General features: G+C 43.3%; 13 protein-coding genes and 1 tRNA gene. 6 read left to right on the forward strand and 8 right to left on the reverse strand.

Annotated features, from left to right (window positions below; translation table 11 throughout):
- The first annotated feature begins 104 nt into the window (after nt 1-104).
- Nucleotides 105-272: a lmo0937 family membrane protein gene (locus CWM47_RS37940; RefSeq protein ID WP_012925412.1), complete on the forward strand. Its 168-nt coding sequence runs from the start codon at nt 105-107 to the stop codon at nt 270-272.
- Nucleotides 273-393: 121 nt separating this feature from the next.
- Here the strand turns inward: CWM47_RS37940 and CWM47_RS01690 are convergent, their stop codons facing one another.
- Nucleotides 394-666 carry a hypothetical protein gene (locus tag CWM47_RS01690; RefSeq protein ID WP_157815875.1) on the reverse strand — a complete coding sequence of 91 codons (273 nt, stop codon included), beginning with the start codon at nt 664-666 and terminating at the stop codon, nt 394-396.
- Between the two features lie 188 nt (nt 667-854).
- Nucleotides 855-1397, reverse strand: coding sequence for an RNA polymerase sigma factor (locus tag CWM47_RS01695; protein WP_100986067.1), 543 nt, complete (start codon nt 1395-1397; stop codon nt 855-857).
- A gap of 103 nt (nt 1398-1500) precedes the next feature.
- Between CWM47_RS01695 and CWM47_RS01700 the strand changes: the two genes are divergently transcribed.
- Complete coding sequence (locus CWM47_RS01700) at nt 1501-1680, forward strand: hypothetical protein (RefSeq protein WP_100986068.1); 180 nt, start codon at nt 1501-1503, stop codon at nt 1678-1680.
- Between the two features lie 304 nt (nt 1681-1984).
- On the opposite strand, the gene CWM47_RS01705 is transcribed toward CWM47_RS01700, so the two are convergent.
- Entirely contained in the window at nt 1985-2314 is a 330-nt protein-coding gene (locus CWM47_RS01705; RefSeq protein WP_100986069.1) for a hypothetical protein, read from the reverse strand.
- A gap of 334 nt (nt 2315-2648) precedes the next feature.
- Between CWM47_RS01705 and CWM47_RS01710 the strand changes: the two genes are divergently transcribed.
- The 3 genes from CWM47_RS01710 to CWM47_RS01720 all read left to right on the forward strand — a co-directional run bounded on the left by CWM47_RS01710 (nt 2649) and on the right by CWM47_RS01720 (nt 5496).
- On the forward strand, nt 2649-2927 hold the full coding sequence (locus CWM47_RS01710) for a hypothetical protein (protein WP_100986070.1): 279 nt from the start codon (nt 2649-2651) through the stop codon (nt 2925-2927).
- Nucleotides 2928-2980: 53 nt separating this feature from the next.
- The gene (locus tag CWM47_RS01715; protein WP_100986071.1) at nt 2981-4903 is read left to right on the forward strand and encodes an exo-alpha-sialidase; all 1923 of its coding nucleotides are present in this window, start codon (nt 2981-2983) and stop codon (nt 4901-4903) included.
- Between the two features lie 179 nt (nt 4904-5082).
- Nucleotides 5083-5496: a nucleoside deaminase gene (locus tag CWM47_RS01720; RefSeq protein WP_100986072.1), complete on the forward strand. Its 414-nt coding sequence runs from the start codon at nt 5083-5085 to the stop codon at nt 5494-5496.
- Between the two features lie 162 nt (nt 5497-5658).
- Here the strand turns inward: CWM47_RS01720 and CWM47_RS01725 are convergent, their stop codons facing one another.
- The 3 genes from CWM47_RS01725 to CWM47_RS01735 form a co-directional block, all read right to left on the reverse strand.
- Nucleotides 5659-6282 carry an HAD family hydrolase gene (locus CWM47_RS01725; RefSeq protein ID WP_100986073.1) on the reverse strand — a complete coding sequence of 208 codons (624 nt, stop codon included), beginning with the start codon at nt 6280-6282 and terminating at the stop codon, nt 5659-5661.
- A gap of 424 nt (nt 6283-6706) precedes the next feature.
- A tRNA-Leu gene (locus CWM47_RS01730) sits at nt 6707-6790 on the reverse strand.
- Nucleotides 6791-6923: 133 nt separating this feature from the next.
- The gene (locus CWM47_RS01735; protein ID WP_100986074.1) at nt 6924-8162 is read right to left on the reverse strand and encodes an ABC transporter permease; all 1239 of its coding nucleotides are present in this window, start codon (nt 8160-8162) and stop codon (nt 6924-6926) included.
- A gap of 163 nt (nt 8163-8325) precedes the next feature.
- Between CWM47_RS01735 and CWM47_RS01740 the strand changes: the two genes are divergently transcribed.
- The gene (locus CWM47_RS01740; RefSeq protein WP_100993691.1) at nt 8326-9588 is read left to right on the forward strand and encodes an asparagine synthetase B; all 1263 of its coding nucleotides are present in this window, start codon (nt 8326-8328) and stop codon (nt 9586-9588) included.
- A 28-nt stretch (nt 9589-9616) separates the two neighbouring features.
- Here CWM47_RS01740 and CWM47_RS01745 read toward each other — a convergent pair whose 3' ends face one another.
- Together CWM47_RS01745 and CWM47_RS01750 are read right to left on the reverse strand one after the other, a co-directional pair.
- Nucleotides 9617-13363 (reverse strand): sensor histidine kinase, encoded by a 3747-nt coding sequence (locus CWM47_RS01745; protein WP_100986075.1) that lies wholly within the window; start codon nt 13361-13363, stop codon nt 9617-9619.
- Nucleotides 13364-13800: 437 nt separating this feature from the next.
- The gene (locus CWM47_RS01750) at nt 13801-14880 is read right to left on the reverse strand and encodes a DNA/RNA non-specific endonuclease (protein WP_100986076.1); all 1080 of its coding nucleotides are present in this window, start codon (nt 14878-14880) and stop codon (nt 13801-13803) included.
- Between the last annotated feature and the right edge of the window lie 11 nt (nt 14881-14891).

Below are 14891 nucleotides of genomic sequence, written 5' to 3' on the forward strand. Positions count from 1 at the left end.
TATCCCTGTCAGCCGAATAGCGTCTTTCCCATTTAATCAGTTTTATAAGCATTTACGGCGCTTGCGAGTTGAACTCTTGAATATTCACTAATTAAACAAACATCATGGGAAACTTACTTTACACCATTGCGGTGATTCTGATCATTATCTGGCTTCTTGGCTTCTTGGGCGTTTTAGGCACAGGCATCGCTTCCAGCGGCCTGATTCACGTCTTGTTGGTGATCGCTGTTATTGCTATTATCCTGCGTTTGATACAAGGTCGTGGTGTATGAGTTATCTGGTAGCTTAACGAATTAACAGTAAGAAAGCCCCTAACAACTGTAAAGTCGTTAGGGGCTTTTGACGTTATCAGGCAGTCTCTCCTGCTGACAAAACAACGTGTACTTTCTGTCTTTATGGTACGTTTATAAATGCAAGTTTATCATCTAAGCAAACCAGTTTGATATCAAACTTCATTCTATGATTCGGGGCAACTGTCTCAGGATCGTCGAGCAACCGTTTAAAGGAATGAACGGTAGGGTTATTGCCTGTTTCTCCGGGCAACAGAGTTAGCAGGTTAGCCCAGGTAACCCAATGGATAAAATAATCATGAACGGGTAAAATGATTGGCTCCATATGCCCAAAAACGGAGTACTCCTTATAAGCATAAGCTAACTTTTGGGCCATGTGGGCCCGGCATCTGAAGCTGAATAATTGGTTCTGTTCAGTTGTAAGAATGGATTGTTCTGAGAACCAGTTTGTAATGTCCTTTAGGGAATAGTACACTCCATCTGACGTTATATATCGAATCATATGCTTTTGGCTTAAAACAGAACATAGAGCGCTGACGCGTAAGCTCAACTTGTAGAGCTTTATTAATTTGCAGCGGCTATGTAGAACTGGCGAACTTTGTCGCGAGATCGTTTCAGACGCATTTTTACAGCACTTTCTTTCAAGTTAAATTGATTGGCAATCTGTTGAATATCGAGCCCTTGCTGGTATTTCATTCGCAGCAAGGTCGATTCCTGAGGGGTCATGCTTTCCAATGCCCTGGTGAGATACTGTACCCGTTCTTCATCAGGCTCGTTGGAATCAGTATATTGATTAATCACATTATCTTCCAGCGTAGTCATCAACAACCGATTGGACACCTTGATCTGATCCATACAGTAGTTGAAGGAAATCGAATATAGCCAGGTAGAGAAAGTCGACCGTTCCTGGAAGCGATCCAGGCGGGCAAAAGCGCGAATAAAGATATCATGCGTAAAATCTTCCGCTTTTTCGACATCTTTTGTTAGTGAAAGACACCGTTTATAGACCTTACCGACATAGCGATTATAAAGCGCTTCGAAACATACGTTCGGATTAGTTTTTAAATGCTGACGGATTAATTCTTCATCATTCAGTTGAACTTTCATGGTATACCGAGTTTATGGGCGTGTAGTGCTGGTTGATTAATATCCCCTGCGTTTTGGTACCACAAAGTTGTCTTCTGTAGGTCTCCCGCCAATAGACAATTCGATGAAGTGTCGTTTTTGCCCGTTTTTCTGCTGGCAACCTGTTTATTTTGCTGATTTGACTGTGTATTCGTTCAGGAACCTACCCATACTGGCTAAAGGTCAGTTCCTGAATGACATTGAGTACTTATTGCCCATCCTGTTTCAAAGCAAGTCCTTTCCCAGCCTGATTTTGCTGGATTAAAGCAGGCCACGAATGAATAGGTCTCATGCTTTTAGACGACTACAAGCCAATACGGCTCATCGAACTCTATTGTTCGTAATTTAACAACGTCAATTCGCAGAAATGGCCAACAGAAGGCGCTTGATTCAGGAGCAAACGGGTCCTGACGGGGATGGGATTCAATGAAACAGCTTTAGTGCTGTTTTTCTCTCAGCCACCTGTGGAAGGTAAACTGGTACTATTAGTATAAAGGCTGTATAAACAGTAATTGACTTAATTATGCTCTGGCTAAGTATTTTTTAAATTGGCAACAGGTTAGCTTGTCTTAGGCGATGAATTTACCTGTAGTCAGTTCCTGTTGCTGGCGTGTCCAGATCAAATCCCGTTTTATCTCAAACAGTCTGATCACCGTTTCCTCACTTACCAGAAAATCCTGCTGGTCTACGAGGCTTTTGTGAGTACCGTTATTTTTAACCTGATCAATAGCCTGACTTTGTAATTTATAATGCTGCTTCCACTCCAGAACATGATGCCGAAGCATCTCTACCCACGTTGGTTTACTATCAGCTGAGCCGGAAGGAATTGAATCGATGCAGCTCTCTACAGCCTGTTGATAATAGGCTTCAAATAACTTATTAAATGTATTACTCTGCATAATCAATTCACTAAAATGCCTTATTATTATACCGTATATGTAATTGACTTCATTAATCTAACTTATGTTTAACAAATTTAATTATTATATAACTATTTTTTGATAGATTGATTAAACGGTACGAGTCAATTCATTAAAAAAAGGTTAATTAGTATACTTATTTGCATCAAGCTAATTAATAGAATGCATATGTAACACAAATTTTAAATAGAATATATAGACTACACCGGTTAGTAAATAACCCCCTTTTTATTACTGTTTATTTTAAATTTGTCATTGTAGTAAATAATTAATAGTTAAAAATCAATTTAAGGTAACCAAATTACGATATCCAGTGAAGATTTCAATAGAGAAAACTAAAGACAGGGCTCATCTTGAAGCACAAAAATATCAGCTTGAGCATAACATGGCCACTAGTAAAAAATTTTTAAGTTTCTTCGAATCCAGACTTCCTGAGGGATATAATAAGCTAAGTAGTAAGGATTTTAAAACAGATTTGCAAAGCCAGTTTGCTGAATCTGCTTACAGTCATAAGCAACTCATTGCCATGCTGGAAACGTACCATAATGAGGTTATGAAAGCACTGGCTCTGTATGATAAGCAAAGGAAATAAATAACCCATTGCCTTATCGTTATTCTTGTAGACATAAATCAGGATTACGAAAAATGAGGCCATTTATCACCGTAAACATAATAAGGCGAAAAACTGGCCTATATCTGACTATACTGGTAGCTGTTCTTGGCAACTTTATTACACCAATTTATGGCCAGAAACAGGATAGTCGTTCCATTAAATATGGAGTAATTATTCCCGACGAAACGTACAGCGACCAACCCTACATCGTTAAAACCAACGATGGCGCCTGGCTTTGTGTGCTAACAACCGGAACTGGGCAGGAAGGGGCTTCTGGTCAGCATATCATTTCTGAACGTAGCCTTGATCAGGGCAAAACCTGGATTGACAAAAGGGAGGTAGAGCCCGGCAACGGACCCGAGGCCTCTTATGCCGTTCTCTTAAAAGCCCCTTCAGGCAGAATCTTTGTCTTTTATAACCATAATACGGATAATATCAGGGCTGTAAAAGGAGATAACCCGCCGTATAAGGATGGGGTAGTTAAACGAGTGGATAGCCAGGGGTATTTTGTCTTTAAATACTCGGATGATAACGGCAAAAGTTGGTCTACAAAACGAACTACCATTCCAATACGGAACTTCAAGATTGATCTGGAGAATCCGTATCAGGGAAAAATTCAATACTTCTGGAATGTGGGAAAAGCCTTTTCCTACAATGGATCGGCCTATGTACCCATACATAAAGTTGGCGGGTTTGGGGAAGGGTTCTTTACATCAAGTGAAGGAGCTTTAGTAGAAAGTGTAGATCTGCTCACGGTAAAAGACCCCGATAAGGCGACATGGACTACACTGCCAGATGGCGATGCTGGTTTACGTACCCCCTTCAAAGAAGGTGGTCCTATAGCCGAAGAACAAAGCGTCTCTATCTTAAGCGATGGTTCTTTCTTTTGTGTCTATCGAACAATAGATGGCCATCCTGCCTATACGTTCAGCCGTGATAGGGGCCATACCTGGGATCCTCCCCAATACATGCGCTACGCCAATGGTCGGCTCATTAAGCATCCACGAGCGGCTAATTTTGCCTGGAAGTGCGAGAATGGTAAATTTCTCTACTGGTTTCATAATCACGGTGGACGATTTATACGGCAGAGTCCCAATCGCCGAAGTATGGCCTATGAGGACAGAAACCCGGTATGGGTTTCAGGCGGTGTTGAAGCCGATTCGCCAAAGGGTAAAATTATACGGTGGAGCCAACCTGAAATACTACTTTACGATGATGACCCATTAATCCGGATAAGCTACCCCGATTTAGTTGAAGACAAGGGTGCGTACTATATTACTGAAACCCAGAAAGACATTGCTCGCGTCCATCAACTTGACGAAACACTACTAACGCAACTCTGGCGCCAGTTTGACTGGGCAGAAAAAACGCAGGTAGGTATTTTATCATACTGGTCAAATAAGGGCGGAAGTTTTCCACAATCGATACCGGCCCCCGTGTTACCTGATTTTTATAAACGAGACAATACCAGGCTTGAGCAGCCGGGCATAAGCATACCGAACGGATTTACAATAGACATAGCATTTACATTAAAAAAACTAACTGAAGGTCAAGTGCTTATTGATACACGCACACCTGATGGAAAAGGGTGGTATCTACGAACGACAGATAAAAAAACCCTGGAGATTGGTTTAAATGACGGGCGAATGCAATCGGTCTGGTCCTGTGATGAAGGGTTGCTTAGAATTAATCAGAAGCAGTACGTCAGCATTATTGTTGATGGAGGGCCTAAAATCATTTCTTTCGTCGTCGATGGTGTCTTTAATGACGGTGGAGATACCCGACAATTCGGATGGGGTCGATTTAACCCTCAGTTGAGATCCGCTGCGGGCGGACCTGATTTGCAAATTGGTACCAACCTAAATGGATCGATTCAGCAGATTACAGTATATGGCCGAGCCATTAAAATATCGGAGGCCATTGGCAACTACAGTTCGTTTATAAAGGCTCAATAAAGTGGGGCAGTCATCCATCAGTTACAGGGCAGTTTAATAGATAGCAGCGAAGCGACCCGTCTAGCCTTGGCTAACCTGGATAAGAAGCAACTTATTCCCACTGCCCTTTCAACGGTTCGAAGACTGCGAAGCCAACAACTACAGAGCAGCCTCAGAAGGAATGTATCAAGCTTATCCTAATGGATCGACACGAGGAATTTATGAACCGATGCCGGGAGCTGGCCGGACAGGCAGCTCAAACGGGCAACACTCCGGTCGGGGCCGTAGTAGTGCGTGATGGTGTTATTATTGGTGAAGGACAGGAAGCCACACATCCCGGAAATGATATCACCTGTCACGCTGAGGTAGAGGCCATTCGGGATGCCGTTCGGCGATTGGGTGGGATGAAGCTGTCGGATTGTATTCTGTACACAACCCACGAGCCGTGCATTCTATGTTCGTATGTGATACGGCACCACCGGTTTGGCCTGATTGTGTTCGAGATCGCTGTGCCTTCGGTTGGGGGCTTAACGAGTCCCTATCCAATTCTGACCGCTACCGACATTCCGGTTTGGGGACCACCACCATTGGTAATACAGTTAAAAAGAGGCTAAATTTTCATTTAAATTGGAGAGGCAAATCTACACAATCCGAACGTGGAAATTAGCTACTAACGAACCAGGAGGAATCTTCGGGTGAGGAGTGACTTTCTGGCTCACCCGAAGATTCCTCCTGCGTCGGAATGACAAGCTCGCACCACTTTTTACTCTTTATACCTATTGAGTAAGGGATAACCCCAAAGACATCAACTTTTCACAAGTCGATTCATAGCTGGTATGCTCAATGCAGTGCATCCCCAACCGTTGGGCGACCTGAACAAACATCAACCGGTCGTCAATATAGACCACCTCCTCAGGAGCTGTTTGGCTTATATCCAGCGCCAGCTGGAAGATATCCGTGTCGGGTTTGCGCAGGTGTACGTAGCATGATGATACAAACGCATCGAAAAACGTGTCGAGCCCGAACTGGCGAATGCGATGCGCATTGATCTCACGGCCTTCGTTGTTGATGGCCAGCAATTTTAACCCATGCTCCTGTTTCAATTTTTTCACCAGTTGAATCATCTCCGGAAAGGGTTGGGACTGCTCCATGATAAAGCGGGTAAATTCTAATGCGGAGAAAGTCCGATTTTCATAAAAGACGATTCGTTGAAGATAGTCTTCAAGGCTCAGTTTGCCCGATTCATAGGTGTCGAATGTCAGATGGTGTCGTTCATTAAGTTGGTCGTAGTCCAGCTTGAAAAGTTGGGCAGCGCGGTGCCGAGCGCTCCTATCCCAGCCGTTCGTTAAGAGGACACCACCAATATCTAAAAAGAGCGCTTTAATTGGTTGAGACTGCATAACTATGATTTTTCAAATGGCCTTTGTTTACTTCTGATCCGTGAGTAAGGCTGTACTATTCGTAACTTTTTCATCATCAGCCAAAAACGGACCGATGCTGGCGGACTAGCATTCTGTGCCAGTGCGGTTAACAGCGTAAAGATGTGTTTAACGTATCGACCCTAGAAATTCCGGCCTCCATAGACACCTTCATGAAGTGTCCACTGGATATAAACATCAGCCGGGCGGGCTTGTAACAAAATACTGGACAGCGGGCAATTGTCGAAAAGCCATTCAAGCAGATATTAATCTTACGCCTACCACTCTACTTTGCTTTATTCAGTCTTGATTGAGACTTATATAGAAATTTTTTCGGTAGACTTTCGGCAACAAAGCAAAAACCCCTACAAAATGCTGGTTAATAGGCACTTGTAGGGGTTCATTGTACCGGGAGCCGGACTCGAACCGGCATGTCCTTGCAGACAATGGTGTTTGAGACCATCGCGTCTACCGATTCCGCCATCCCGGCGACAGAATCGTCACGCCATTGGCGTGATGCGTTTGTCAAACGTGGGTGCAAAAGTAGTAATTAATGGATAATGTACAATGTCTGATGTATAATTTATTTCATTCTTCATTCTTCATGCTTCATTCTTCCCAGCCTATTCATACCGTAAAGCTTCGATAGGATCAAGCTTTGAGGCCCGAACGGCGGGGTAAATGCCTGCAAATAAACCTACCGTCACGCAAACCACGATTCCTAGTCCCATCCAGGCCCAGGGCACGATGAATCCGCCTTTACCCTGACTAACAATACCTGAAATCAGGTTACCGATACCCAGACCCAGCAAGACGCCCCCTACCCCCCCGAGAATGCAGATCACGATGGCCTCTATGAGAAACTGCTCCCGAATACGTTTGGGCGTTGCACCAAGTGATTTGCGGATACCAATTTCACGGGTGCGCTCCGTAACTGACACAAGCATGATATTCAGTAAGGCAATGGCTGCCCCCAGCAACGTAATGAACCCAATGCCGAAGCCGCCAATGCGTAGATAGCCTGTGATATTTGCAGTTTCTTTCGCTAAATCATCGGCGCGTTCGATTTCAAATGAGTCGAGTTGACCGAGCGGGTCACGCCGAACTAGCCGCATAACACCCCGCGCTTCGCCAACGGCCTCGTCCTGGTCCGATACACTTGGTACAGATGCCGTAATGTCGAATGATATTTTCTGGGTTCCAGCCAGCGCCCGGGCATTATCAAGCGGAATAAGAATGAGTCGATCATCGCCACCACCCGAAAAACCACCTTTTTTATCCAATACACCAATAATTTTATACTGGGTACCTGATACACGTATGACTTGATTGAGTGGGTTTAATTTTTTCTCAAATAATGTATTCGCTACTTCGATGCCAATGATCGCCACATTGGCAGCCTGGTTCAAATCATTCTGTGTAAAATTCCGTCCGCTCCCAATCGTAAAGCCTTTCACCGTCAAAAATGAATCCTCACCACCGATAAGCTGCACGTTCGGATTCGTTTTTTTGGATCCGAATTTTGCCTGAGCCGCCTGCGACACAACTGTCGAAACAGAAATAGTTGCGCCATAGGGAAACCGTCGTTTGAAGTTAACCGCGTCGAAATAATCAATAGGTTCATCCTGCTTTTGCACACGACCGCCCCGCCGGAATGCATCCTGCCGGGCTACAATGCTGAATGTGTTAGCACCTAAACCAGCAAAGCTACTGTCGACCGAACTTTGTATGCCTTCGATAGCCGTCAATATACCCACCAGTGACGTAATGCCGATAGCGATAATAAGTGACGTCAGGATAGTGCGAAGGCGATTGCTGGCAATGGAGCGCAACCCTTCGCGAATATTTTCTAGTAAGTTCATCTATCGAATGAGTGAATGAGTGAACGAATGAATTAGTGAATATGGTAAGCGCAAGTCATTCATTAATTCACTCATTCGCTCATTCACAATTAATTTCTCGCACAATATTTGCCTATCTTTCGTTATGACAAAACTACCACATGCTTTTTTATCGGGGAAACCAATGAAACGCCTGCTGTTGCCGCTTATACTAATTCTCACGCTGACGGGTCAGGTGTGGGCCTCTAAAATTCTGATTCCCATGGATGATACCCAAAAGAATCATTTGAAAGCCTATGGTATTGCCTACTGGGTACTCAAAACTCATGATACGGAAATCGACTGGCTGCTTAATTACCGGGGTGGCTCGTTTATGATGCCCCAAAGCCAGTCGTTTATCAACGAGATGGTTATCCGGGGGGTTAGTTATGAGGTTATCTCGGATGCCCAATCGGCGCAAATTATGGCCGAAGTGTCGGCAGCCGATGCCAATATGGACGCTGTAAAATTGCAGAAGCCCCCGAAGGTAGCCGTCTATTCCCCTAAAACAAAACAACCCTGGGACGATGCCGTGACGATGGTCATGACGTATGCGGAAATTCCCTACGATATTGTTTTTGATGAAGAAGTGATGAATGGTAAGCTGCCCGAATACGACTGGCTGCACCTGCACCACGAGGATTTTACGGGCCAGTACGGCAAGTTTTTTCATTTCAAAGATCAGCCCTGGTATATTGCCCAGAAGAATGAAGCCGAAAGTATCACCCGAAAATTCGGCTTCACGAAAGTGCCTCAGCTAAAACTGGCCGTATCTCAGAAAATCCGTGATTTTGTGCTGGGGGGCGGTTATCTGTTTGCCATGTGTAACGCTACCGATACCTACGACATTGCGCTGGCTTCTCACAACACGGATATTGTCGATTCCTTCTACGATGGCGACCCTGCCGATCCCAACGCCAATAACAAGCTTGACTACAGTCAGACACTCGCTTTCCGGAACTTTCAGGTATACACCAACCCCTACCTAATCGAGTTCTCCAATATTGATAACCAACCCGAAGAGCGCGGTCTGAGCGAACACAACGATTACTTTACGCTGTTCCAGTTTTCGGCCAAGTACGATCCTATCCCAACAATGCTGACACAAAACCATGCCAATGTCATTAAAGGATTTATGGGTCAGACAACAGCGTTCAAGAAGAATTACATCAAGCCTGAGGTAGTTATTCTGGCCGAAAACCGTTCGGCAGGTGAAGCTCGCTACATTCACGCACCCTATGGCCGGGGCTTCTTCACATTCTATGGCGGGCACGATCCCGAAGATTACCGGCACGAAATCGGCGAGGAACCGACCGACCTTAACCTTCACCCCAACTCGGCCGGTTATCGTCTGATTCTTAACAATATACTCTTCCCTGCGGCTAAGAAGAAGAAACAAAAGACCTGATAAACAGGTAGTTACTTTTGACTATCCATCAAGTACTTGCAGTTTCGTTAGCTTTCGCAGATTTCAGGGTGACTGTACAGGTAGTTCCTTTCTTTTCTTCACTGGTCAGTTCCAGTTGACCACCGTTGAGTTCAACAAATTGTCGGGCAATGACCAGCCCTAAACCTGTTCCCGGAGCCTCATTCGTGTTGCTTGCCCGAAAGAAGGGTTGGAAAAGGTTAGATAGCTCGCTCACCGGGATACCTATCCCTTCGTCGATGACCTGAAAGACAACGCTTTCGTCTGAAAAAATAAGGCGCAGGTGAGGGGATTTAGTGGAGAACTTAAAAGCGTTTGATACTAAATTTATCAGTACATGATTTATTAGTTTAGCATCCACGTAAACCATGCGTTCGGTTCCCTCGATCGATAACTGAACGCTTCGATTATCGCTCCGATGGCTGAAATGAGTTTCTATAACCTCTTTACTAATCGAAACAATATCGACCCAGTTAGGCACGAAATGCACTTTGCCTGACTCAATTTTTCCAATGGTTAATATATCGGTCAGCAGGCTGGTGAAGTGATTAATTTCCTGTTTGATAACACCCAGGTGCTTACTGATAGCCCCGCGCGCACTTACGGTGGGTGAATTCAGATACAACTCGATCAACTCGGTACTCGACTGAATCGTTGTTAACGGCGTGCGGAACTCATGTGAGGCTGTAGAGACAAACTGTGACTTGAGTTGATTCAATTCCTGCTCGCGCCTGAGGGCTTGCTGAAGCACAAATTCCTTTTCTTTCTGGTCCGTTACGTCATTGGCGATACCTATATGGCGAAGCACCTCCCCTGCTTCATTTCGGATAATAAACGTACGAATCATTAACCAGCGCAACGGCTCGCCTTTTACCTCTGTCCGGTAATATAATTGCCCTGCTATACCAGCTTTGTACTGCTCAAAAAAGGCCGAAACGGCAGGTCGATCTTCCAGCAGTACGGTTTTCATAAATAAAAATGGCTCTTTTTGCGCTTGCTGGAATGTTGTATTCAAGACCCGTTCAAAGGCTGGATTGACATAAAGTAATTGAAAGGGTTGAGCCGAATGAACCCAGAACACTTCATCAACATTTTCGGCAATTTCCCGAAATCGCTGCTCACTCTCCTGCAGCTGTTGTTCAGCGGCCTGCTGTTCAACTTTGGCCTGAAGTAACTGCACATAAAGTGCCTGATCTTGTAACTCCTGTTTCTGTTGGAGTACTTCGCTGGTTCGAGCCAGGACTTGGTTTTGCAGAATCAACTGCTGGGCTTCAATACCCTTCACACGCAGGCGATACAGTGCGTAAAGGCCACTGAGCAGCATCAAGGCCATCAAACTTTTAAACCACCATGTCAGCCAAAATGGTGGCGTAATAATTACGGTCAATGAAGTCCCCACATTATTCCAGACCCCGTCATTATTAGCGGCTTTTACCCTGAAAACATAGGTCCCGGGATCCAGATTGGTATAAGTTGCCGTTCGTTTTGTGCCAACGTAATTCCATTCCTTATCAAAACCCTCTAACCGATATGCGTATTTATTTTTTTCCGAAACGGTATAATTGAGGGCCGAATATTCAAATGTAAAAACCGATTGTTTGTACGACAGAGTTATTGACCGTGTTTCACTAATTTGTTTTTGAAGTAATTGATCTTTATCACCAACCGAAATTGACTTATTAAAAACTTGAAAATCAGTAATATATACGGGCGGAATGAATGTATTATCGTTCAGGCTGTCTGGGTAAAATGTACTAAATCCATTTACACCGCCAAAAAATAGTTGCCCGTCGGGCGTCTGATAACTGGAATTATCTCTGAACTCATTGCCCTGCAACCCATCGGAAATCGAAAAATTACGGAATGTCTCTGTTTTGGGATCGAACAGGGAAAGGCCATTATTTGTACTCAGCCACAACTTGTTGGTATGATCCTTTTGAATAGCAAAAACAACGTTGCTGGCTAAGCCGTCTTTTTCGGTGTAGGATTTGAATGTTTGTTTGTGGGCGTCAAAATAATTTAAACCACCACCTACTGTACCAATCCATAAGTTGCCATCGTTTGCACCCAAAATAGACTGGACGTTGTCATTGGAAATACTTAGTTTATTCTGATTATCATGTTGAAATCGCCTGAATTTTTTCCGGTCACGGTCGAGTAGATTCAGTCCTTTATATGTACCAACCCAGATCGCACCTTTTTTATCCTGAAAAACCGTTGTCACTATATCATCACTAATACTTGTTTTATCGTCAAGATTAGTCCGGTAATGAACAAACGAATTATTGCTGACATTGTAGAAGTTGAGACCACCTTTCCAGGTTCCTATCCAGAGGTTACCGTCTTTATCCCTGAACATGTTGTTCACATCAGAGATGGACAAACTCTGGCTATCATTTACTTTTGGTAAATGATGGGTAAATACGCCTGTTTTTTCATTGAATAAATCGAAGCCCCCGTTATGATAACCGAGTCCCAATATGTCTGGTGACACACGGATTACGGATATAACATAGTCATTACTCGGCGAATTTTTATTTTTATCGTTATGTATATAATGCGTGAAGTTTTTGGTTTTTCGATCGAATAAATTCAGCCCTCCTCCATCTGTACCAATCCACACAGCATTGCCTGTAGATGCACCACAGATAGAAAGCACAAGATTGTTACTCAGGCTATTAGCGTCGTTTGCAATTTGATGGTATGATACAAATTTATCACCAAATTTTGGCACGAAATTTACCCCTCCGGCATAGGTTCCAATCCAGATATTATCGGCATCGTCTCTGTAAAGACAATAGACTGAATTATTATTCAAAGAAGAATTATCCTCTGGATTATATTTATAAGTAGTAAACTTATGGGAGGCAGGATTATATATGCTTATTCCACCGTTTTCTGTGCCAACCCATAGGTTTCCCCCTTTATCCTCCATAATGGAAAGAATATCATTGTGGGCAATAGTGAACGGATTATGGGGGTTATGTTGAAAACTATGAAAGGAATTCGTTGCTCGATTGTATAAAGATAAGCCCCCACCATGTGTTCCTATCCAGATATTTCCGGCACGATCTTTATACAAATCTTTAACCCAGTCGGATCGAATACTATTTTTCGTAAGCGAATCTTTAAAGTAGCCGGTTACCTGTCTGATCTTACTATTATACCGGTAGAGACCATCATCTGTCCCGAACCATAAATCAGAGTTGCCATCTTCTATAATCCGATTAATAGTGGCACTAAATTTACTGCGTCGTTTTTTCGTGACCTCCTGATACGATGTATAAGAGCCGGTATGTACATTAAATAAAAATAAACCACTTTCTGTCCCTAACCATATTCGACTTTTACTATCCTGAAAAATATCATTAATGTTGTAATTATTCTGGCCATCCGGATAGTGAATGAATTTGTTTTTTGCCCTATCGAATCGGTCCAGACCATTAGCTGTAGCAATCCAAAAATTCCCTTCTTTATCTTCTAATATATCCTGTACATTGCTATTACAAATGCTACTTTTATTCGTAAGGTCCTGTTTATATTGTGTAAACTTATACCCGTCATATTTATTAAGTCCATCCTCACTGCCAAACCACATGAATCCTTTTTTATCTTTCAGAATTGCATAAACATGGCTTTGCGAAAGTCCCTGATTTGTATTTATATGGTTAAACTTGATACTTTGCGCCTGAATTATGTTTAGTGGTAAACAGATTATGTATATAAAAAATACAGCAGTATTGAATGGGCTTTTCATTTAATAAATAGGGTCATAAATAGTGCAGTTTATACCCACCTTTTAATGACAACCAATTGGTGTAAATTTTTTGATTAGCAATTAGTCGATTTTATTACGTTGAATTTCAAGCCTGTAATTTGTCAAAGCGAAAACATAAGCGACAACAGACAAACAAGTCACTGAATTGAAGAAAATATAACTAAATAGTTACTATCGATAGGTAGTCAATGACCAGTATAAAGTTAGAATGTTAGCCCTTTCTCTGCTTATAATTACCGTTTATGATGAATGTAACAAGATTGATTCGATGAAATTAGTATTCGGCCGACAGTAGCTCAATCTTTATCCATTCGAATTAAAGTATAATATTATATATATTTTTAAACTTTTTATTAACTTTCACCAAAAAATTTAACTTTTATTTACTATATTCCATTAATAGGCTAATTAAATAGTTAATTAGCAAACCAGTCTGCCACCATTTCGTCACGACTTTTGCTTTCCAGTTTCCGCTCCAGATCGTCAGGAATTTTTGGAAAGAAATCAATTCCCGTCAATTGCTCGATCCGATCAACAGGCACCACGAACTGCTGGAGTGATGCGTTCGATGCTGTATTATCCAACAAAAACCCAATCATTCGGATATCAGGCTTGTTGCAATACAGAATCACCTTATAAAATTTTTCGGGAACGCTCACTTCATTTGCCTTGCCAATTGTGGGTAGGCCGGGCTTTAGAACAGGGCCTGTTATAACATAAACGCCCTTGTCTCTTATCGCCCATGTACGTACCAGCTCTTCAAGCTCTTTCCAGATACCCCGGTTAAAATCAGGCGTTTGGGGGGTTATATTGCTCATGAAGAACGTTTCCTTCATGATTCGCTGCGAGAACTTGAAATCACCAGCGGGTGCAAGGTGGCCCCGGTCATAACCAGAACGGGTATAATCGGACGGAAGGGCCGTGCCATTGCTAACAGCCGGATCGGGCTTAAACTGTTCGTACTTGCGGTCGGCGTCGCCCGTTGTTTCGTAGGCCAGCAACGGGTAAGCAACCCAGTCGGCATCTTTATATTGATCCCGATACCGGAGTGTGTAGCCTTCCCGCTGGACTATATCGTCGCCCGGTTTAACGGCTGGCAAAATGAAATTAACCTGTTTCTCGAAGTCGAACCGCGCATTCCCCGACGATGCTGTTGATGGCGAATTTGTCGGCGCCGGGGCATCCGTTTTTGTATCACTCGCTTCACTTTCATCGGATTGAGATCCTTTATCCCGTCGATTATCCGTTGCAACATCCGGTTCATTGGGTTCGGGCGCTTTATAAGGGTTATCTTTCCGAGTATCAGCCCGCGAACGACCAAGCCCGATCATCTGCCGAAAATCGTTCCAAAAGGCAACTACCGGCTGTGTTCGACCACCATAATGCAGAAACAATCCGATTAGGAAAAATATAAACAGTAACACGAGCGTATTACCACGTAGCCGAAAGCCCCGGCGAGCATATTTTTTAGTTGAAAAACGAGGTTTGAAGAACATAAGGGTAAAGT

Source organism: Spirosoma pollinicola, from assembly GCF_002831565.1.
GTDB classification, from domain to species: Bacteria; Bacteroidota; Bacteroidia; order Cytophagales; family Spirosomataceae; genus Spirosoma; species Spirosoma pollinicola.